The organism is Bacterioplanoides sp. SCSIO 12839 (assembly GCF_024397975.1).
Classification (GTDB): Bacteria; Pseudomonadota; Gammaproteobacteria; order Pseudomonadales; family Oceanobacteraceae; genus Bacterioplanoides.
Genome location: NZ_CP073745.1, coordinates 3378793 through 3397691 on the forward strand (window position 1 = coordinate 3378793; position 18899 = coordinate 3397691).

Annotated in this window: 19 protein-coding genes and 1 tRNA gene; 9 read left to right on the forward strand and 11 right to left on the reverse strand. The window is 48.7% G+C overall.

Going from position 1 to position 18899, the window contains the following annotated elements; all coding sequences use genetic code 11:
* Positions 1-2: 2 nt before the first annotated feature.
* From hisF to hisB, 3 genes are read right to left on the reverse strand one after another with little or no spacing between them, the layout of a single operon-like run.
* Positions 3-791 carry an imidazole glycerol phosphate synthase subunit HisF gene (gene hisF, locus KFF03_RS15340; protein WP_255857791.1) on the reverse strand — a complete coding sequence of 263 codons (789 nt, stop codon included), beginning with the start codon at positions 789-791 and terminating at the stop codon, positions 3-5.
* A 6-nt stretch (positions 792-797) separates the two neighbouring features.
* Entirely contained in the window at positions 798-1445 is a 648-nt protein-coding gene (gene hisH, locus KFF03_RS15345; RefSeq protein ID WP_255857792.1) for an imidazole glycerol phosphate synthase subunit HisH, read from the reverse strand.
* Positions 1446-1448: 3 nt separating this feature from the next.
* Positions 1449-2057 (reverse strand): imidazoleglycerol-phosphate dehydratase HisB, encoded by a 609-nt coding sequence (gene hisB, locus KFF03_RS15350; protein ID WP_255857793.1) that lies wholly within the window; start codon positions 2055-2057, stop codon positions 1449-1451.
* 97 nt (positions 2058-2154) lie between these two features.
* Here hisB and KFF03_RS15355 point away from each other — a divergent pair, with 97 nt between their 5' ends.
* From KFF03_RS15355 to KFF03_RS15385, 7 genes are all read left to right on the forward strand, one after another.
* On the forward strand, positions 2155-2559 hold the full coding sequence (locus KFF03_RS15355) for an acetyl-CoA sensor PanZ family protein (RefSeq protein ID WP_255857794.1): 405 nt from the start codon (positions 2155-2157) through the stop codon (positions 2557-2559).
* Between the two features lie 119 nt (positions 2560-2678).
* Positions 2679-3299 (forward strand): phospholipid-binding protein MlaC, encoded by a 621-nt coding sequence (locus KFF03_RS15360; protein WP_255857795.1) that lies wholly within the window; start codon positions 2679-2681, stop codon positions 3297-3299.
* 165 nt (positions 3300-3464) lie between these two features.
* Positions 3465-5876 carry an EAL domain-containing protein gene (locus tag KFF03_RS15365; protein ID WP_255857796.1) on the forward strand — a complete coding sequence of 804 codons (2412 nt, stop codon included), beginning with the start codon at positions 3465-3467 and terminating at the stop codon, positions 5874-5876.
* A 163-nt stretch (positions 5877-6039) separates the two neighbouring features.
* A complete protein-coding gene (gene mutY / locus KFF03_RS15370) occupies positions 6040-7101 on the forward strand; it encodes an A/G-specific adenine glycosylase (protein ID WP_255857797.1) in 1062 nt (353 codons plus the stop codon).
* Positions 7102-7111: 10 nt separating this feature from the next.
* Positions 7112-7390, forward strand: a complete 279-nt coding sequence (locus tag KFF03_RS15375) for an oxidative damage protection protein (RefSeq protein ID WP_255857798.1) — start codon at positions 7112-7114, stop codon at positions 7388-7390.
* An 85-nt stretch (positions 7391-7475) separates the two neighbouring features.
* Positions 7476-7551 (forward strand) — tRNA-Phe (locus KFF03_RS15380).
* Between the two features lie 150 nt (positions 7552-7701).
* Entirely contained in the window at positions 7702-8673 is a 972-nt protein-coding gene (locus KFF03_RS15385) for a sensor domain-containing diguanylate cyclase (protein ID WP_255857799.1), read from the forward strand.
* Positions 8674-8716: 43 nt separating this feature from the next.
* Here the strand turns inward: KFF03_RS15385 and KFF03_RS15390 are convergent, their stop codons facing one another.
* The 7 genes from KFF03_RS15390 to pyrE form a co-directional block, all read right to left on the reverse strand.
* Complete coding sequence (locus tag KFF03_RS15390; RefSeq protein ID WP_255857800.1) at positions 8717-8854, reverse strand: hypothetical protein; 138 nt, start codon at positions 8852-8854, stop codon at positions 8717-8719.
* 123 nt (positions 8855-8977) lie between these two features.
* Positions 8978-9838 carry an alpha/beta fold hydrolase gene (locus tag KFF03_RS15395; protein ID WP_255857801.1) on the reverse strand — a complete coding sequence of 287 codons (861 nt, stop codon included), beginning with the start codon at positions 9836-9838 and terminating at the stop codon, positions 8978-8980.
* Positions 9839-10178: 340 nt separating this feature from the next.
* Complete coding sequence (locus KFF03_RS15400; protein ID WP_255857802.1) at positions 10179-12182, reverse strand: ATP-dependent DNA helicase RecQ; 2004 nt, start codon at positions 12180-12182, stop codon at positions 10179-10181.
* A gap of 74 nt (positions 12183-12256) precedes the next feature.
* Complete coding sequence (locus tag KFF03_RS15405; protein WP_255857803.1) at positions 12257-12793, reverse strand: SPOR domain-containing protein; 537 nt, start codon at positions 12791-12793, stop codon at positions 12257-12259.
* A gap of 163 nt (positions 12794-12956) precedes the next feature.
* On the reverse strand, positions 12957-14642 hold the full coding sequence (gene argS / locus KFF03_RS15410; protein WP_255857804.1) for an arginine--tRNA ligase: 1686 nt from the start codon (positions 14640-14642) through the stop codon (positions 12957-12959).
* A 145-nt stretch (positions 14643-14787) separates the two neighbouring features.
* A complete protein-coding gene (locus KFF03_RS15415) occupies positions 14788-15459 on the reverse strand; it encodes a hypothetical protein (RefSeq protein ID WP_255857805.1) in 672 nt (223 codons plus the stop codon).
* Position 15460: 1 nt separating this feature from the next.
* Positions 15461-16108 (reverse strand): orotate phosphoribosyltransferase, encoded by a 648-nt coding sequence (gene pyrE / locus KFF03_RS15420; RefSeq protein ID WP_255857806.1) that lies wholly within the window; start codon positions 16106-16108, stop codon positions 15461-15463.
* A 71-nt stretch (positions 16109-16179) separates the two neighbouring features.
* Here pyrE and KFF03_RS15425 point away from each other — a divergent pair, with 71 nt between their 5' ends.
* Complete coding sequence (locus KFF03_RS15425) at positions 16180-16953, forward strand: exodeoxyribonuclease III (RefSeq protein ID WP_255857807.1); 774 nt, start codon at positions 16180-16182, stop codon at positions 16951-16953.
* A 73-nt stretch (positions 16954-17026) separates the two neighbouring features.
* Here KFF03_RS15425 and rph read toward each other — a convergent pair whose 3' ends face one another.
* Complete coding sequence (rph, locus tag KFF03_RS15430) at positions 17027-17749, reverse strand: ribonuclease PH (protein ID WP_255857808.1); 723 nt, start codon at positions 17747-17749, stop codon at positions 17027-17029.
* A gap of 150 nt (positions 17750-17899) precedes the next feature.
* Between rph and KFF03_RS15435 the strand changes: the two genes are divergently transcribed.
* Entirely contained in the window at positions 17900-18778 is an 879-nt protein-coding gene (locus KFF03_RS15435; protein WP_255857809.1) for a YicC/YloC family endoribonuclease, read from the forward strand.
* Positions 18779-18899 lie beyond the last annotated feature (121 nt).

Genomic DNA, 18899 nt, shown 5'->3' on the forward strand with positions numbered 1-18899 from the left:
TCTCAGTCGAGGCGCATCTCAATCCCGGCATCCGCCATATGCTGCTTGGCTTCCTGCACGGTGTATTCACCAAAATGGAAAATACTCGCTGCCAGAACCGCATCGGCATGACCCAAAGTCACCCCTTCTGCCAGATGTTCTAAGTTACCCACACCACCGGAAGCAATGACTGGAATATTCACCGCATCACTGATCGCACGGGTGACACCCAGATCAAAACCGGTTTTAACACCATCACGATCCATGCTGGTTAACAGAATTTCACCAGCGCCGTAATCAGCCATTTTAATGGCCCATTCAACCGCATCAATTCCGGTTGGTTTACGGCCACCATGGGTGAAGATTTCCCATTTATTATCTGGGTCGCCCAGGTCGCCAGAACCCGCCACACGCTTAGCATCAATGGCGACCACAATACATTGCGCACCAAACTTCTCAGACGCTTCACGCACAAATTCTGGGTTATACACCGCTGCTGAGTTGATCGATACCTTATCTGCTCCGGCATTTAACATGCGGCGAATATCGTCAATTTCGCGAATGCCGCCACCCACGGTTAACGGGATAAATACATGCTCGGCAATGGCTTCCACCATCTGCACTGTGGTGCCACGATCTTCATGGGTCGCGGTAATATCTAAAAAGGTAATTTCGTCGGCGCCTTGCTCATCGTAACGCTTGGCGACTTCAACCGGATCTCCGGCATCACGAATGCCAACAAAGTTGACGCCTTTTACGACGCGGCCCTGGTCAACATCCAGACAAGGAATAATTCGTTTTGCTAATGCCATGTGTTCTTACGCCTGACCGTCCCAGTTTAAAAAGTTCTGCAGCAACTGCAGCCCGTTTTTATGGCTTTTTTCCGGGTGAAATTGCACCGCAAATACGTTGTCTTGGCCTAGCGCCGCATCGAACGACTTGCCATAAAAACCACGGCCTTTCACCTGACTTTTATCGTTTGCATCGACATAATAAGAGTGCACAAAATAGAAGCGGCTGCCGTCAGCAATATCTGTCCATAACGGATGAGCCAGCGTTTCCACCTGATTCCAGCCCATATGAGGGACTTTCAGGCGTTCACCTTTTTCTTTCAGATCATCGCCGAAGTATTTCACCTCGCCGTCGAACAGATTCAGGCAATCCACACCACCGTTTTCTTCCGAGTGATTCATCATCGCCTGCAGGCCGACACAAATCCCTAGCAAAGGCTTAGTCTTTTTTACTTCGGCAACAATCTGATCAATGCCCTGAGCTTTGATTTCACCCATGCAATCACGAATCGCACCCACACCGGGCAATACCACATGATCCGCTGCCAGAATTTCTTCTGGCTTGGAAGTCACAAGCACCTGAGTATCGGGAGCCACTTTTTGTAACGCACCATGAGCTGAGTGCAGGTTGCCCATGCCGTAATCGATAACAGCACATACTTTACTCGCCGCCATGAGTTACAGGGTTCCCTTTGTCGAGGGCATCACACCCGCCATACGCGGATCTTGCTCAACCGCCATACGCAATGCACGACCAAAGGCTTTAAAGATGGTTTCAGCCTGGTGGTGCGCGTTAAACCCTTTCAGATTATCGATGTGCAACGTGACCTTGGCGTGGTTAACAAAGCCGTAGAAGAATTCCCAAAACAGCTGAGTATCAAATTTGCCGATGTTGCCACGAGTGAAGTCACACTTAAAATCCAGACCCGGACGACCGGAGAAGTCGATCACAACGCGTGACAGCGCTTCGTCTAATGGCACATAAGAGTGGCCATAACGGACGATGCCTTTCTTATCACCGATGGCTTCAGCAAACGCTTGCCCAAGCGTGATACCAATGTCCTCCACCGTGTGGTGATCATCGATATGGGTATCACCATCACAGTAAATATCGAGATCAATCAGACCATGGCGGGCAATTTGATCCATCATGTGCTCAAGAAAAGGCACACCGGTATCAAATTTGGCTTTGCCGGTACCATCCAGATTGATACTGACACGGATTTTCGTCTCCAGCGTATTACGCTCGACGGTCGCACTGCGTCCAGAACTTGCAGTCGTGGCCATGAACTCAACTCTCGCAAAATTTTGAAAAACGCATTATAAAGCAGCCAGATAAAAAACTCCTGCTTTTAGATAGCTCGTCAGATCAGAGGTCACCACTATGCCAGTCCGTTTAGAACATATTCGTCAACCAAACGATGCCGACTGGCTGGATATCAGCAAAATTCATCAGGAAACGTCCGATACCGGCTTAACAGATAACCCTGAGCAGCTGCAGCAAAAGCTGGAAAAAGGCAGCTGGATTCTGGCTGGCCGCTTTAATGACAGAATTATTGGCCTGATGATCGCCACCGAGACGGAACAGGGGGTTCAGCTTGAACAGGCTGCCGTTCGCCAGATCACTCAGCGCCGTGGCGTGTTGCACCAATTATTGCACCACGCCCAAAGCTGGGCTTCAAAAGAAGGGAAAACGCTGATTATTCAAACACTTCCAGATCACTTACAGGCATCAGTAGCCAACCGGGGCTTTGTTAATAAAAACAACAACTGGACGTACAATGACTAATACACCCTCACTACTGTTCCACTGAAAGAACAATTATTTTATCTTTTTTTGCTTTATCAAATGCCGTGAACTGCCCATACTGACTCACCATATTCATACAGATTTAAGGTGAGGTTACTATGAGAATTGCAGTTCAATCTCTGATCTCCTTTGCAATTTTCCTTGCCCTGATATTTTCAGCAGCGGCTTCTGCTCAGGACCCGAAAGCGGTTGTCGAAACCGCAACCCAGGGCGTTATTGGTGAATTGACAAAATTAGATAAAGAAGACCGAACAGAAGAACAGATTCGCCGTTTAGTAATGACGTATATCGTGCCAGCAATTGACCAGGAGAAAATTGCCAAGGGTGCTTTAGGCAAACACTGGAAACGTGCAACAGAAGAGCAGCAGGCCGCCTTTATTGATAACTTCCGCGAGCTGCAAATTCGCACCTATACCGGCGCATTCAAGGCGTTTAATGGTGAAGAGTTTTCCTTTGAAGCGGCCAAGTTCAACAAAAAGGGCAATCGTGCACTGGTTAAAGGCAAACTGGTTCAGAATAACGGCAGCGTTGTGCCCATCGACTTCCGACTGTATCAGAACAAACAAAGCCAACAGTGGCTGGTTTATGATGCCGTTGTTGCCGGACTGGGTATGGTCAAAACTTATCGTCAACAACTGAGCGAGCGTTTACAAACTATCTCAATTGCTGACTTGTTGGTTGAGCTGTCTCAGGCTGAAACCCAACAGGCCAGCCGCTGATACATCTCATTTTTTAGTGTGACTCATCCCTTAAAACAGGCAAGGATTGATTGCCTGTTTGTCAAAATCAGCTAAGGTTAGAAGTTATAGCTTAACCATCGTTAAGCCACCTTTTTTCTTTGATACATTTTGACACCAGCTCTAATGGAATGAGTTACGCCTTCAATGCAGTCACTTCAGACACAGTCTCTTCGCCGCAAGCTGGTCATCATTTCATTGATCACCAGTGGGCTTACTCTGCTGCTCTCTAATACTGCCTTTATGTCGCTGGAATATTATCTGAGTCGACATGACACCCAGGAAAAACTATCCGTTCTGGGGGAAGTCATTGCTAAACGAGCAACAACTGCTCTTACCTTCAGCGACTACGACTTATTACACACCAACCTCAAAACCTTAAAAGCCGACCACAGCATTCTGCGTGGTTGCATTTATGATGAGAACCAACAACTGGTTGCTCAGTATCAATCCGTACAAAGCAATATCACTTGCCCGAAACGCCTGCTCCAGCTGCAGTCTGAGCAAAACAATAACTTCAGTCAGTATTTTGTTATTCGCCTGGAAAGTGAGCATATCGGCACGCTTTATCTGGAAAACAGCCGTCAGGACTTACTCAATCGTTTCAATCAATTCTTGTTGTTCTCAATTATTATCCTCGCGGTTTCCGTTGTGCTTGCTGTGTTTCTGGCGAACCAGCTTCAGGATGTTGTTGCCAGGCCCATGCGTGAGCTGAGCAACACCCTCAAAAACATCATGCGCAACAAGGATTATTCCATCCGCGCCGTGAAAGAGAATAATGATGAGCTGGGTGATCTGGTTGATTTATTTAATGGCTTATTGGGTACCGTTGAAGAAGAAAACTCCTCGCTTAAAACCTCAGAAGAGCGCTTTCGTAAATTAACTGCTCTCTCTCCCGTTGGGATCTTTCAGGTCGACGCCAAACAGCAGCTGCAATACGTCAATCAGCGCTGGCGGGATATTCACGGAACCGATGACAAAACGCCCAGCCTGCACGAATGGTTTAAGCTGGTTCACCCTGCCGATCTGGTACCTGCCCAGAATGCCTGGAATCGGTTGATCTCCAAACAGGAAAGCATTGCTCTTGAGCTTCGACTGACGCGCCGTAATGGCGAATACACCTGGATTCATATGTTGGCAGGTGCACTTCATGACCGGGATGGCGAGCTGCTGGGTTATCTGGGAGCGATCTCCGATATTTCAGAGCTGAAATCCGCCCAGATTAAAATGGAAAACCTGGCGTTTTATGATCCACTAACCGGCCTGGCTAACCGGCGTTTGTTTAAAAATCGCCTGGAGAAATCGGTAAAATCGGTGATGCGCTCATCGTCATCCATGGCGTTGATGTTCCTCGATATGGATCAGTTCAAACGCATTAACGATACGCTGGGACATGACGCCGGTGATATCCTGCTGAAAGAGGTATCCACTCGCCTAAACGCCACCGTGCGTGAAAACGATACGGTTTCACGCATTGGCGGCGATGAATTCACGATACTACTGACCGACGTTCATCAGATGGCCGATGTTCGCGTGGTTGCAGAAAAAATCCTTCACTCTCTAGCTAAGCCTATCCGGATTAAAGGCCAGGATATTGTTACGACGGTGAGTATCGGTATCACCATGACACCGGAAGACTCAACCGATGTGAATACCCTGATGAAAAATGCCGACCTGGCCATGTATCGAGCTAAAGAGCTGGGACGTAATAACTTTCAGTTTTATTCTGAAGACATGAATCACTCGATTCTGGAACACCTGGCATTAGAAAAGGAAATCAAAGAAGCCATTCAGCGCGAGCAGTTCACACTGGTTTTCCAGCCCAAAGTCAGCCTGTTTGATTATTCCATTACCGGGGTTGAAACCCTCATTCGCTGGGAGCACCCGGATAAAGGAATCATTACTCCAGATCGCTTTATTCCGGTTGCCGAAGAAACCGGCCAGATTCTCGATATTGGTAGTTGGGTACTGGAACAAAGCTGTCGTCAGGTTGGTTCTTTAATCCGTGACAACGTATTACCCAGAAGTGCCAAAGTTGCGGTCAACTTGTCCGCAAAACAATTTGCTGACCCGGACCTGGCCGCCAAAATCCGTAATGTTATTGAAATCAGTCAGATCCCACCGGAATGTGTTGAACTGGAGCTGACTGAAAGCACCCTGATGGACGATGTCGAAACCGCCATCCAGATCATGCAGGAGATAAAGACCACCGGGGTTTCCATTGCCATTGATGACTTCGGAACCGGCTATTCTTCATTGGCTTATATCAAACGTTTCCCGATCGACGTACTCAAAGTTGATCGATCTTTCGTACGGGATATTCCGGAAGATCAGAATGATATGGCCATCACCGCGGCCGTTATTGCCATGGCCCACAAACTCAGCCTGGAAGTGGTAGCGGAAGGTGTAGAAACCCAGGAGCAACTGCATTTTCTGCGCCGTAACAACTGTGACGAAGGTCAGGGCTATCTGTTCAGCCGTCCTTTGTCACTGGGGCAACTTCACCAGTTTTTGCAGGCCACTGAGCGCCAGCGACAGTCCCATAACTATCAAATTTGATACAACCACCAAATTTAAAATAACCACCAAATCTAAAAAATATCGACACATCTGAACACTACCAGCTAATCAGAGTATAAGCTGTCGTCATTAAACTGAGTGAATGACTCAGGTATACTCTGCGTTATCTAATACCGTGATTTTATAACCATACAAAACCCCGATGACTCAGCCGTTTCAATTCAGCGACGTGGTACTGGCCTGGTATCAGCAGCATGGCCGCAAACACCTTCCCTGGCAACAAAACATCAACCCTTACCGTGTCTGGGTATCTGAAATTATGTTGCAGCAAACTCAGGTAGCGACCGTTATTCCCTACTTTGAGCGCTTTATGCAGCGTTTTCCTGATGTATTCAGCCTGGCCAGCGCAGAACAAGATGAGGTGTTGCACCTCTGGACCGGCCTGGGATATTACGCTCGCGGTCGTAATCTGCATGCCTGCGCCCAAAAAGTCGTTGAACAATACCAGGGAAAATTTCCACAAAGCGTTGATCAGCTGTCTGAATTACCCGGCATTGGCCGTTCCACAGCCGGGGCAATCGCATCGATCAGTATGGGAATTCGCGCCCCGATTCTGGATGGTAATGTCAAACGGGTACTGACCCGCTTTTATGCCGTGGAAGGCTGGCCAGGCACGACAACGGTACAAAAGCAGTTGTGGCAGGTAGCCGAAGCGTTAACCCCCGACCATAGTCACCGGGAATACACTCAAACCATGATGGATCTGGGTGCCACACTCTGCACACGCAGCAAACCGGCCTGTGGCATCTGTCCGCTGCAACCACAATGCGCAGGTTATAAGACTGGAAACCCCAGCCAGTTTCCGAATTCAAAGCCGAAAAAAGACAAGCCGGAAAAGTACACGGCATTGCTGATGCTGCAACAGCCGGATGGCTCACTCTATCTGGAGCAGCGTCCGCAAAACGGCATCTGGGGCGGATTGTGGAGCTTTCCTGAAGTGGAAAGCCCGGAAGCCGCTCTCGTGTGGGTCAAACAGCGCTTAGGCGTCGATGCCAAAGTCGAAAGCTGGGATAGCTTTCGCCATACCTTCAGTCATTACCACTTACATATCCAGCCACTGAGGGTTTGTTTAGCAAAAGCGGCGAACTGGGTAGGGGAAGATAATGGTCACTGGTACAATCCTGCTCAGCCAAGCGAGCTGGGTCTGGCGGCCCCTGTAAAAAAACTGTTGAATCAGCATCACCAACTTACCCTTGAGCACTGAGAGATTCCGTATGAGCCGAACCGTCTTTTGTAAGAAATACCAGCAGGAACTTGAAGGGCTGGAGGCAGTACCTTTTCCAGGCCCGGCCGGCGAAGAGGTCTTCAATCATGTATCGAAACAAGCGTGGCTGGAGTGGACTGAGCATCAGACCCGCCTGATTAATGAGAAACACCTGAATATGATGGACCTGCAGGCACGCAAATACATCACAGAACAGCGCAGTAAATTCCTGAGTGGCGAAGATTATGACAAAGCCGAAGGCTATGTTCCTGAAAACAAAGAAAAATAATCTGCAAACAAGTGTTGACAGCTGAACACCAAGACGGTTTAATACGCGCCACTTGAGAGGCAAGCGTCAAGCAGCTTCTCGAAGTGCCCGGATAGCTCAGTCGGTAGAGCAGGGGATTGAAAATCCCCGTGTCGGTGGTTCGATTCCGCCTCCGGGCACCACTTATTTCTAAAGCCCGCATAGCAATATGCGGGCTTTTTTATTGCCGTTTTTTATCAATGCTTTTCCGGTTATCCTTTTTTCGTTAGACGTAAAGCAAAACATGTCTTGTCAGACTATTCTCTTAAGATAACCTGCTACGAGTACACAGAATGTTAGCACCCGCAGTTCCTGACAACGAAGAACAACGATTAGCCGAACTTCGCTCTCTTCATATTCTCGATACTCCAGCCGAAGAACGCTTTGACCGCATCACACGCATCGCCAAAGAACTCTTTCAGGTCCCTATTGCAGTGATCAGCCTGGTCGATACCAACCGCCAATGGTTTAAGTCCTGCATTGGCCTGCCCGTCAACGAAACCGAACGTGATGTTTCCTGCTGTGGTCACGCTATTCTGCAAGATGATGTCTTTGTGATTGAAGATGCCAGCTCCGATGAACGCTTTTTTGATAACCCGCTAGTCCTGGGGCCGCCCAATATCCGTTTTTACGCTGGCGCTCAGCTGACCATGTCCAGCGGTAATAAAATCGGAACCTTGTGTCTAATTGATAGCCAACCCAGAAGCTTCTCGAAACATCAACAATTGTTACTGAAAGACCTGGCAAAGATTGTTATTCAGGAACTGTCATCCCACCAGGCCGCAATTCAGGATGATCTGACTCAGGTACTGAATCGCCGTGGCTTTGAACTGATGGCCGACAAAGCATTAGCAAACAGTCGTCGTTACCAATGGCCTTGTAGCCTGTTGTATATGGACCTGAATAACTTCAAAGCCATTAATGATAACCACGGCCACCGAGCCGGGGATGAGGCATTAAAGCGATTCAGTAACATTGCCAGCACACTCACCCGTGAAACCGATATCCTGGCAAGAATTGGTGGTGACGAGTTTGTTGTGATGATGATGAATGCTGATGAGCATCAGGCGGAGAAAAAGGTCTTAAAAATAGAGCATGCTGTAAGTGAGCTTAACGCTTCTCATATTTTGCCTTGTGAGCTGTCTGTTGCCTACGGCATTGTGGTGTATAACCAAGGCGAACATAAAACGCTGGCTGAGTTTATGCACAGTGGCGATCAGCAAATGTATCTGCACAAGCAGACAATACGAGGCTTAGACGCCTGATCAATACTACACCAAATCAGTAAGCGTCAGTTCGACACACCAATCAGGCCATCAGGGCCGCGACCAGAGCCAGAGCAGCCAGCGCGCCGAACACGCACAATAAATGCACATGAACCACTTCTTTGGTAGCAGGCTGCTTTTCTGTATATCCGATTTCCGGAAAAAAACGCTCAAGTTCCACAAACAATCCCTCATATTACAAATCAAGCGTAAGATGAAATGTGTTTATTTTCCTTGTAGAAATTGCAGCCTTTTGTTTCCGTTGTGTAATTATTAACCGACTAATACGCAGACTATATTTCCTTCAGGGAAATAAATAATTGCGGACCACGGCGATTTGCTCATCGCTCATCAGCATCGGCGCATGCCCAACACGGCTAAATTCAACCAGCTCAACATCCTCCCTGGTTGCCATCTGTTGCGCAGTTTCAGCTGATAACAAATCGGATTCTGCCCCCCGTAATAACAGCACAGGCTGTGTGACCTGCTGCCATATCGAAGATAAATCCACATCGGCTTCCAACTGTGCAAAACCTGCTGCAATTTTAGGGTCGTAACGCAACATCAACTGATAACCAATTGGTTCACAACCATGAGCGGCCAGGTGATGCCATTGCTCATCGGTCAGAGGCCCAAACGAGCGAGCAATATCGCGTAAATACAGCTCAACGCCCGCCAACGAATGAAATCTTTTTAGTTGGCCGACATAAGCACCAATGCGCTGTAACGCCGCCAGCGGAATAAAATACCCCACATCGTTCAGCACCAGTCGATTTAAAGAAGGCGAAGTAGCCGCCAGCATCATGCCGATCAAACCACCCATTGAGGTACCCACCCAGTCACATTGCTGAAATGAATATTCAGCGCTCAGAAAGTCCAAAAATTGATTCATCTGTTGCAGGTACAGCGGATAACCGTATAACCCGGCATCAAACATACGTTCACTGTCACCACGCCCGAGCACATCAGGGCAAACAACAAGCGCTTGCTGCGCCAGTTCGCGGGCCAGAAAATCAAAGTCACGGCCGTTACGGGTTAAACCATGCACACAAATCACCAACCGCTTCGGAATGTGATCGAGAGGTTGCCACAACTGATACGCCATCGTCTTTTTTCCTTCCGGCGTATCCACCATCAACGTCTGTTGCGAATGCAAAACCGTCATTACTTACTCCTGTATCTTTTCCTTGGGCCTGTTAACACTATTTCGATCACGCTGTTATGACTGAAAATCTTTCAATCAAGACGCGAAGAGTGATGTTTAACGGGTTAAATGAATGATGAGCAACACAGAGTGAAGGATTTCAGCCATAACCCGAAGGGCTGGTGTCAGTTTTTCCCTGAGCTATGTTATTCGTTGCTGATTTAACTCGTTAAACGACGCTCCTCATGCCTTGCTCATAAAAAAACTGACTTCCAGCAGCAAAAATTTAAATAGTGTTAACAGGCCCTTAGACAGGCTCTGTTCAGCGCAATGGCTGAAATCCGGAGCCATTAGTATCAGGTTACTGGTTTTTAGTTAACGCGTTCTTGATCTGAGCATAGGGATAGTGCTCCAAGACCCCCATTGCTCCTAACTGCCTGGCTTTTACTTTCGTTAGCCATGGAGCGGTAATTCCGGCCAGGTAGCGGGTTAACAGATCGACAGAAGCTGCCTGGTTAAATTGCTGCTGAATAGCCTGTTGCAACGGCACAGATAAATCTTGCAGCTGTTCGGATTGCAGCACAGGCAGCGATTCCGGCTGCGGCCAGGCTTGGTGTTTACCAATACACACCGAACAATGACCACAATCCTGCGTCATATTGAAGTCGTTAAAGTAATGCGCCAGTGAGCGGCTTAAACACGTTGGTTGTTGCAGAAGCTGCAGCATGGCTTGAATACGCTGAATTTCACTGCGCTCTTTTTCGGCAAAATGGCTGGCCAACTGCTGTGCCAGATCAGGCTGATTCAGCTTATCCACATCCACCCGATATACATCGGTCATTTGTTTGCTTTGTAGCTCCAGCCAGCCTTTTTCCTGGCAATATTCCAGCGCCACAATTGCGCGACGGCGGGATTCGCTATCACCCGTGTGTTTTATCAGCGCTTCGGTATCCAGCGTAATCCAGCTGCGGGCTTTTTGACTGGTATTAAATACCTGCTGCAGAAACTGCTGACGCGCCTCATCAAAATTGGCCAACAATTCACTTTCACTCATCGTCAGCTTGTATTTATATTCGGCAAAATAACTGAATTGCGCGGTTAAAATGCCGCGCATTTCTAAATTCACCAACAGAGTTTTTAAGGGTAACAAGCGAATATTGCTCAACGCCGATAATGGCGTCATTAATACTTCCCATCGCTGATCATTAAAATGTGTCGCCAGATTATTACGAATCTGATCCAGCACAATATGAATACCGGATAACTCCGGGGTATCACCATAAACAAAATTTTCCAGCACCTGAAAGCCAGAGCTATCTGCCAGCATTACACAATCAGAAGGCAAACCGTCTCGCCCGGCACGGCCGATTTCCTGGCTGTAATTTTCAATCGACTTGGGCAGATCATAATGCATCACCTGGCGAATATTACTTTTATCCACGCCCATGCCAAATGCAATGGTGGCAACAATACAAGGCGTTGTACCCACCATAAATTCCTGCTGGATTTGATCACGCTCATCACTGCTTAACCCAGCATGATACGCCTTCACAGGAAAGGGCAAATGAGGGGCTAAATAATCAGCCACCTCATGCGCCGTTTGTTGCAACGTGACATAAATAATTGCACCAAAGTTTTCACCTTTTTCAGACTGCTTTTTATTCAGGTGCTGCAACCATTGTAAGCATTTTTGTCGTCGCTCGGTTTCAGCCGTAGGCTGTACTAATAAACGTAAATTCGGACGATAAAAGCCCGTAGTGACAACATCCTGCGGCTGAATCTGAAAACGACCACACATATCGTCAATCACCGCTTTAGTGGCCGTCGCGGTCAACAGCAGTACCTGAGGAATTTTGAAATCAGCGCAATAATCCGGCAGTTTTAAATAATCCGGGCGAAAATTATGGCCCCATTCTGAAATACAGTGCGCTTCGTCGACCACCAATAACGAAATCGGAATTTGTTCAATAAACTGCCGAAAGCGTTCGTTTTTTAAACGCTCAACTGACACCATAAGAATTTTGATTTTGCCACTGCGCACATCGGCCTGAATTTGTTGCACTTGTTCCCGGCTCTGACTGGAATCAATACTGGCGGCAGCGATACCTTTACTCTGTAAAAATGCTACCTGATCCTGCATTAACGCCAATAACGGTGACACGACTAAGGTGAGATGCGGCAGCATTAAGGCAGGTAATTGATAACACAACGACTTGCCAGAGCCGGTCGGAAAGATAGCCGCAGCACTGCGACCGGCCAATAGAGCCTCAACCACCGGCTGCTGCCCGGGACGAAGATGATTAAAACCAAAGGTTTGTTGCAGTACGCGCTGCCATTGAGGCAGAAAGGAATCAGAATCAGGCATGGGGATCAGGTCATAGCGGCAAGAATTAAGGCATCTTGCCGTAAGCCTGGTACTTGCTCAATAAGGCCTGTGGGTTAATTTTCCAGCTTAGCTTTATGCACCACCGGGCTGATGTTATTAGCGGCCAGAATATCCTGCGCTTTATTCATTTTTGAACGGTTATTAAACGGCCCAACCATAATTCGGTGCCAGACATTACCGCTGACTTCACGCTCTTCGCGATATGCCTCTAATCCTTGTAGAATCAGCTGACCACGCAAACGTTCAGCATCGGATTCCGAACGGAAAGAGCCCGCCTGTAAACGGTATTCGTATTTAGCCGCCGCGTTTTTTGGGGTCGACTTATACTCTTCTACCTCGGGAACTTCGACAGTCTGATTTTCCAGCAGCTTATAAAACTCGTAGTTAGGCTTTGGAATATCTTCAGCGGCTTTTTCTTTGGCCTTATCCATGCCTTGCTGCAACATCTTACGGGCATCACCCTGTACCGCACTTAATTCCTGCCCCGCCGGAACCGTGGATAAAAACAGGATAAAACCAATAAAGGCAACGGCCAAAGTGGGTGTGGTAATCCACACCCACTTTGGAATTTTGCTAGCGCCGTCAGACATACATTTTCCTGTTCTTAACTATTTTATTACCACTACAGCGTTGGTCGTGCCGCAGGCGCCAACAAGACAAGGCAAAAGTGGCCGAAAAGACGGAGCTTGCTGTTGCAAGTGAGTACTTTGAGGCCAGTTTTAACGCAGTATTGTTAAGCTCTGCAAGCGAACCTTACATCTCTTCTGGTGCTGAAACACCTAACAAGTTTAATCCATTGCTGATCACCTGACGCACCGCTTCAGCCAGCGTCAGACGTGCATTACGCACATCATCTTCATCAACCAGAGTTTTCTCAGAGTTGTAATAGGTATGGAACTCAGCGGCCAGTTCTTTCAGGTAGTTGGCAATCTGATGTGGCTCACGGTTATTGGCCGCATTTTTAACCACTTCCGGGTAACGACCCAACTTAACGATCAGGTCTTTTTCGCTATCCAGCGTTAATGCGCTCAGCGATTCAATGCCCTGTTCCAGCGTCCAACTTTGGCCGGCAGCTTCCAGTTTACGGAAAATCGAGCAAACACGTGCGTGAGCGTACTGGATGTAATACACCGGGTTATCAGACGATTGAGAACGTGCCAGATCGATATCAAAGGTCAGCTGGCTGTCGGCTTTACGCGCTGCCAGGAAGTAACGGGTGGCATCGCGGCCTACTTCGTCAATCAGGTCACGCAGCGTAACGTAACTACCAGCACGCTTGGAGATTTTCACCTCTTCGCCGCCACGCATCACAGTCACCATCTGGTGCAAAACGTAGTCTGGCCAGCCTTTTGGAATACCGGCATCCAGCCCCTGCAGGCCAGCACGAACACGGGTAATGGTGCTGTGGTGGTCAGCGCCTTGTTCGTTAATTACCATTTCAAAGCCGCGCTGCCATTTGTCCAGGTGATAAGCCACATCCGGAACAAAGTAGGTATAACCACCATCGGTTTTACGCATCACACGGTCTTTATCGTCACCAAAGTCGGTGGTGCGTAACCACAAGGCACCGCCATCTTCGTAGGTGTGACCGTTAGCAATCAACTTCTGAACCGCTTCTTCAACCTTGCCTTCGGAATACAGCGACGACTCCAGGAAGTAGACATCAAAATCGACCGCAAACGCTTTTAAATCCAGATCCTGTTCACGACGCAGGTAAGCTACGGCAAAGTGGCGAATCGCTTCTACATCGTCAGCATCTTTGGTGCCGGTAAAGCTCTGGTCCTCAGATACCACGGTATCGCCAGCCATAAAGCTGTCGGCCAGATCTTTAATATAATCACCACGGTAACCGTCTTCCGGCCAGCTGGCGTCGTCTGGTGTTAAACCTTTACAACGTGCCTGAACGGATAACGCCAGGTTGTTAATCTGAGCACCAGCATCGTTGTAGTAGAACTCACGGGTTACGTCCCAGCCATTAGCATCCAGCAGACGACATAAACAATCACCCACCGCCGCGCCACGACCATGGCCGATGTGCAGCGGGCCGGTTGGGTTAGCCGATACAAATTCCACCTGAACTTTACGACCAGCGCCTTCGTTTGAACGACCGTATTGTTCTCTCTGCTCCAGCACCGCCTTAATCAGGCTGTTGGTAGAAGCATCGGATAAATAGAAGTTAATAAAACCTGGGCCAGCGATTTCAACTTTTTCCACCAGCTCACTTTCTGGCAGCGCATCAACAATCAATTGTGCCAGTTCACGAGGGTTCTTCTTTGCCGGTTTGGCCAGCATCATTGCCAGGTTGGTCGCCAAATCGCCATGCGCTTTGTCACGGGTGTTTTCCACATTGATGCGTGGCTCCAGCTCAGCAGGAATCACCTCCTGAGCTTTCAGGGTGGCAACAACGGTGGATAACAACTCGGCAATTTGCGGTTTCATAACTTCTGGCCTCAGCGGCAATGATTAATGTCAGACAAGTAACCGTTAAAAAACGGGGGCGCGATTATCGCAAAAAGGCCGCAGCGGGTGAAGCCGCTGCGGCCTTGATTTACGTGCTTATTTGCAACAAGAGCCAATAAACAGGCTATAAAGTGCCCAGCTCCTGATCGACGCGATCCAGGTCGACGTCTTGCTCCAATGTGCCAGGCTTATAGACCTGCAACACACGAACACGCTCGTACTGCAGCGAAAATTCTTTAGTGCTATTGATCATCTCACGCTGGCGACTTTTGATGTTGCTATGGCTTTCACGAATACGATTCTGTAACTGGGCAATTTCCAAACGCAAATCTGCCGGCACTTCTATGCCCCTGCGCTCAATATTGGCGGCATCGCCCTGAGATTGCTCCAGTTTCACTTCCAGGTCAGCAATTCGGCGACGCTGTAGCTGGACATAGGATTCAATTTCGTCCGCTTTGCGCTGACGAGCCCGTTCAACATCCTCGGGTTTGGCGTACAACCGCAATAAATCGAGATCTTGTTTGCGTTTTGCCGCTATTTTCGCCAAACGCTCTTGTTTGGCTTTTTCAGCGGCACGACGTTGTGCTAACTCTTCGGCCGTTGGTGCCGGAGCAACCCGTTTCACCACCAGCCCGGAGCTGTTTAACACTTCATATCCCATATGAGAATATTCAGCCGGAACGTGGTCTTTGATGATGACCCGACCATCCACTTTAAAACGGTATAACTTGGCTGCATGACTGACATTGGAAAGCAGCAAGCCGCTTAACACTACACACCAGACAAACCCTTTCATGTTACATAACCCCGTATTGTTCCCGATAAGCACTGATGGCGTCGGCGTATTGACTCAGTTCAGGATCTTCAGACACATAATCCAGCACCTGGTTCAGATTCACAATGCTGATCACCGGCATACCAAAATCACGCTCCACTTCCTGAATCGCAGATAACTCACCATTACCTTTCTCTTGGCGGTTCAGCGCGATCAGAGCGGCAGCCGGTGTAGCGCCTTCTGCATCGTTAATCATAGCCATGACTTCACGAATTGCCGTACCCGCGGTAATAACATCGTCTACGATTAACACACGACCGGTTAAAGGAGAGCCTACCAGATTACCGCCTTCGCCATGCGTTTTGGCTTCTTTGCGGTTAAAAACGTAGGGCATATCTTTGTTGTACTGGTCTGCCAGAGCCACGGTTAACGTGGTCGCCAGTGGAATGCCTTTATAGGCCGGGCCAAATACTACGTCGTATTCAAGACCGGACGCTTCCAGCGCCGCAGCATAAAAACGACCTAATTTGGCCAGGGCACCACCGGTATTAAACAAGCCAGCATTAAAAAAATAAGGGCTGACACGACCAGATTTAAGGGTAAATTCGCCGAACTTCAGAACACCTTGCTGAATGGCAAATTCAATAAATTCTTTCTGATAGGTTTGCATAGTCAACTCTTGATATACCTGCTTTTAATAGGATGCGGTATGATACACGCTTCACCAGTTGGGAACCATGTATGAGGATTATCAGTTTACACGTCGATGGCCTGGCGCAAGCCGTGGAAAAAGGCTTGTATGAATGGCTAAAAACAACCGATGCGGATGTCATTGCTATTCAGAACCTGAAGGCCAAAGAATATCAATTACCAGACGATGTCGTGTATCCGGATGGCTTTAACGCCTACTTCTTTGATGCCGAGGCGGATCATTATTCTGGTGTCGCGATTCTGACGAAACACATGCCTAAAGCCATCATGACCGGCCTGGCATTTCCTCAGTGTGACATGCAGGGCCGTTTTATTCAGGCCGATTTCGATCACGTCAGTGTTGGCTCAATCCTGTTCCCGGCGGTTGATGAGCACAATACACTGGAAGATAAACTGGCATTCCAGCAAGCGTTTTTAGATCACCTGAGCAAAACCCGCCGCAAGCGTCGTGAGTTTATTTTCTGCGGTAACTTTGAAGCCGCGCATAAAACCATCGACCTTGGCGACTGGAAAGCTAACCAACAAACGCCTGGGTTCCTGCCGGAAGAACGTGCCTGGTTTGATCAGATGTTTGGACCAACGGGATACGTTGATGCCTTCCGTGAGGCTAACTTTGGTGAGAATCAGTTTACCTGGTGGCCGGATGAAGACAGCGCTCGCCGTAATCAGAATGGCTGGCGCAAAGATATGCAGATCTGCACACCGAATATTCGTCAGTATGTGGTGGAAGCCAAGATCGATAACAACCTGAATTTTGGTGATCACGCCGCCGTCATGATCGAATACGAATTCGACGAAGACTAACGCTTGTTCCCGGATCTGAAGAAACAAAAAAGCCGCTGACAGAGCTCTGTTAGCGGCTTTGTTTTTTAAGCTTTCAGCTTTCAGCTTTTAGCGCAGCGTTCTGCACTTCAGCCAGATCGGCGATGCCTTTTTTCGCCAACGCCAACATGCTGGCCAGCTCTTCATCAGAGAACGGCTCTTGCTCAGCAGTCCCCTGAATTTCAACAAAACCACCGGAAGCCGTCATGATCACATTCAGGTCAGTTTCAGCGACGGAGTCTTCCGGGTAGTCCAGATCCAGCACTGGCTGACCTTCATAAATGCCCACGGATACCGCTGCAATCATATGCTTCAGCGGCTCACCTTTGACTTTGCCTTTCTCTTTCAGGTGGTTGATAGCGTCCACCAGTGCCACACAAGCACCGGTAATCGATGCGGTACGAGTGCCGCCATCGGCCTGAATCACATCACAATCGATGGTGATGGTGTTTTCCCCGAGCGCTTCCAGGTCCACTGCGGCACGCAGAGAACGACCAATCAGGCGCGAGATTTCAACCGTACGGCCTTGTTGCTTACCTTTAGCCGCTTCACGAATCATACGAGAGCCGGTTGAACGTGGCAGCATGCCATATTCTGCGGTTACCCAACCCTGACCTTTACCGCGCAAAAATGGCGGAACATTGGTATCAGCCGAAGCGGTACAAATTACCTTGGTATCGCCAAACTCCACCAACACCGAACCTTCGGCGTGTTTGGTGTAATTGCGGGTAATTTTAACGTCACGTAACTGATCCAGTGCACGACCGCTGGGTCTCATAGCATTATCCTCAAAAGATTCGTTTAAACGGCGCGCAGTATACGTCGGCCTATCCGTGATGGACAGATGCAGTGACTGATGATGCAAGGCTTGGAAAGCGCCCGTACAATAACCGCCCTATTGTTTAGTGTTTACAGCAGAGATTGATCCATGAGTCACAGTGCCACGGTTTACAGCATGACGGCCTTTGCCCGCAGCAGCAGCGAATGCCCACAGGGGCGTTTTACCTGGGAATTACGCTCCGTTAATCATCGATACCTGGAGCCACACTTTCGCCTGCCGGATGCGTTCCGTGATCTGGAGCCCCATCTGCGCGAACGCCTGAAAAAACAACTTGGCCGCGGCAAGGTTGAATGTGCACTGCGTTTTCAGCCGTTACAGGGTGACGCCAAACTCACGGTGAATACCGAACTGGTGGAGCAGCTGAACCATGCGGCCGATTTGGTTCATTCGGTCATTGGTCCGGGCAATGCCCTCGATGCGCTGCAAATTCTGCAATGGCCCGGCGTATTAAATAATGAAGAAGTGGATGGCAAAGCACTGCAACAAGCCGCACTCGAAGCGTTTGATGCCAGTCTGACAACATTAAAAGAAACCCGCGCCCGTGAAGGTGCTGACCTGGCAGAGATGATTTCAACTCGTTTAGAGAAGATGTCGGAGATCGTCAGCTTAGTGGCCACGGATATGCCACAAGCACTGGCCGCTCAACGCCAACAACTGCAAACCAAACTGGATGAACTGAGCGGCGAACTCAACAGCGACCGGGTCGAGCAGGAAATGGTCATGCTGGCGCAAAAAGCAGACGTTGCCGAAGAATTGGATCGCCTGAACACCCACATCAATGAGGTGAAACGCATCCTGAGCAGTAACGAGCCAATTGGCCGCCGCCTCGACTTTATGATGCAGGAGCTGAATCGCGAGGCGAACACTCTGTCGTCTAAGTCCTTAACCGCCACCATTACTCAACACGCAGTCGACTTAAAAGTGCTGATCGAACAGATGCGCGAACAGGTTCAGAATATCGAGTGAGAATAAGGCATTACTACGGCTGCCAATTGTCACCATTGGCAGCTAAAGCCTCTCAACCAGACCATCATAAACCATTGATTTAATTAGATTTTAATATTCCGGCAACAGTTATTTACAGGCT

Bases quoted from the DNA above. Each gene is read 5' to 3' on its own strand.
- KFF03_RS15435 (WP_255857809.1), top strand. From the start codon at position 17,900: ATGAGTCACAGTGCCACGGTTTACAGCATGACGGCCTTTGCCCGCAGC.
- KFF03_RS15405 (WP_255857803.1), bottom strand. From the start codon at position 12,793: ATGTCTGACGGCGCTAGCAAAATTCCAAAGTGGGTGTGGATTACCACA.
- hisB (WP_255857793.1), bottom strand. From the start codon at position 2,057: ATGGCCACGACTGCAAGTTCTGGACGCAGTGCGACCGTCGAGCGTAAT.
- KFF03_RS15360 (WP_255857795.1), top strand. From the start codon at position 2,679: ATGAGAATTGCAGTTCAATCTCTGATCTCCTTTGCAATTTTCCTTGCC.
- KFF03_RS15385 (WP_255857799.1), top strand. From the start codon at position 7,702: ATGTTAGCACCCGCAGTTCCTGACAACGAAGAACAACGATTAGCCGAA.
- pyrE (WP_255857806.1), bottom strand. From the start codon at position 16,108: ATGCAAACCTATCAGAAAGAATTTATTGAATTTGCCATTCAGCAAGGT.
- rph (WP_255857808.1), bottom strand. From the start codon at position 17,749: ATGAGACCCAGCGGTCGTGCACTGGATCAGTTACGTGACGTTAAAATT.
- KFF03_RS15375 (WP_255857798.1), top strand. From the start codon at position 7,112: ATGAGCCGAACCGTCTTTTGTAAGAAATACCAGCAGGAACTTGAAGGG.
- KFF03_RS15400 (WP_255857802.1), bottom strand. From the start codon at position 12,182: ATGCCTGATTCTGATTCCTTTCTGCCTCAATGGCAGCGCGTACTGCAA.
- argS (WP_255857804.1), bottom strand. From the start codon at position 14,642: ATGAAACCGCAAATTGCCGAGTTGTTATCCACCGTTGTTGCCACCCTG.
- KFF03_RS15355 (WP_255857794.1), top strand. From the start codon at position 2,155: ATGCCAGTCCGTTTAGAACATATTCGTCAACCAAACGATGCCGACTGG.
- KFF03_RS15365 (WP_255857796.1), top strand. From the start codon at position 3,465: ATGCAGTCACTTCAGACACAGTCTCTTCGCCGCAAGCTGGTCATCATT.
- mutY (WP_255857797.1), top strand. From the start codon at position 6,040: ATGACTCAGCCGTTTCAATTCAGCGACGTGGTACTGGCCTGGTATCAG.
- KFF03_RS15425 (WP_255857807.1), top strand. From the start codon at position 16,180: ATGAGGATTATCAGTTTACACGTCGATGGCCTGGCGCAAGCCGTGGAA.
- KFF03_RS15395 (WP_255857801.1), bottom strand. From the start codon at position 9,838: ATGACGGTTTTGCATTCGCAACAGACGTTGATGGTGGATACGCCGGAA.
- KFF03_RS15415 (WP_255857805.1), bottom strand. From the start codon at position 15,459: ATGAAAGGGTTTGTCTGGTGTGTAGTGTTAAGCGGCTTGCTGCTTTCC.
- hisF (WP_255857791.1), bottom strand. From the start codon at position 791: ATGGCATTAGCAAAACGAATTATTCCTTGTCTGGATGTTGACCAGGGC.
- hisH (WP_255857792.1), bottom strand. From the start codon at position 1,445: ATGGCGGCGAGTAAAGTATGTGCTGTTATCGATTACGGCATGGGCAAC.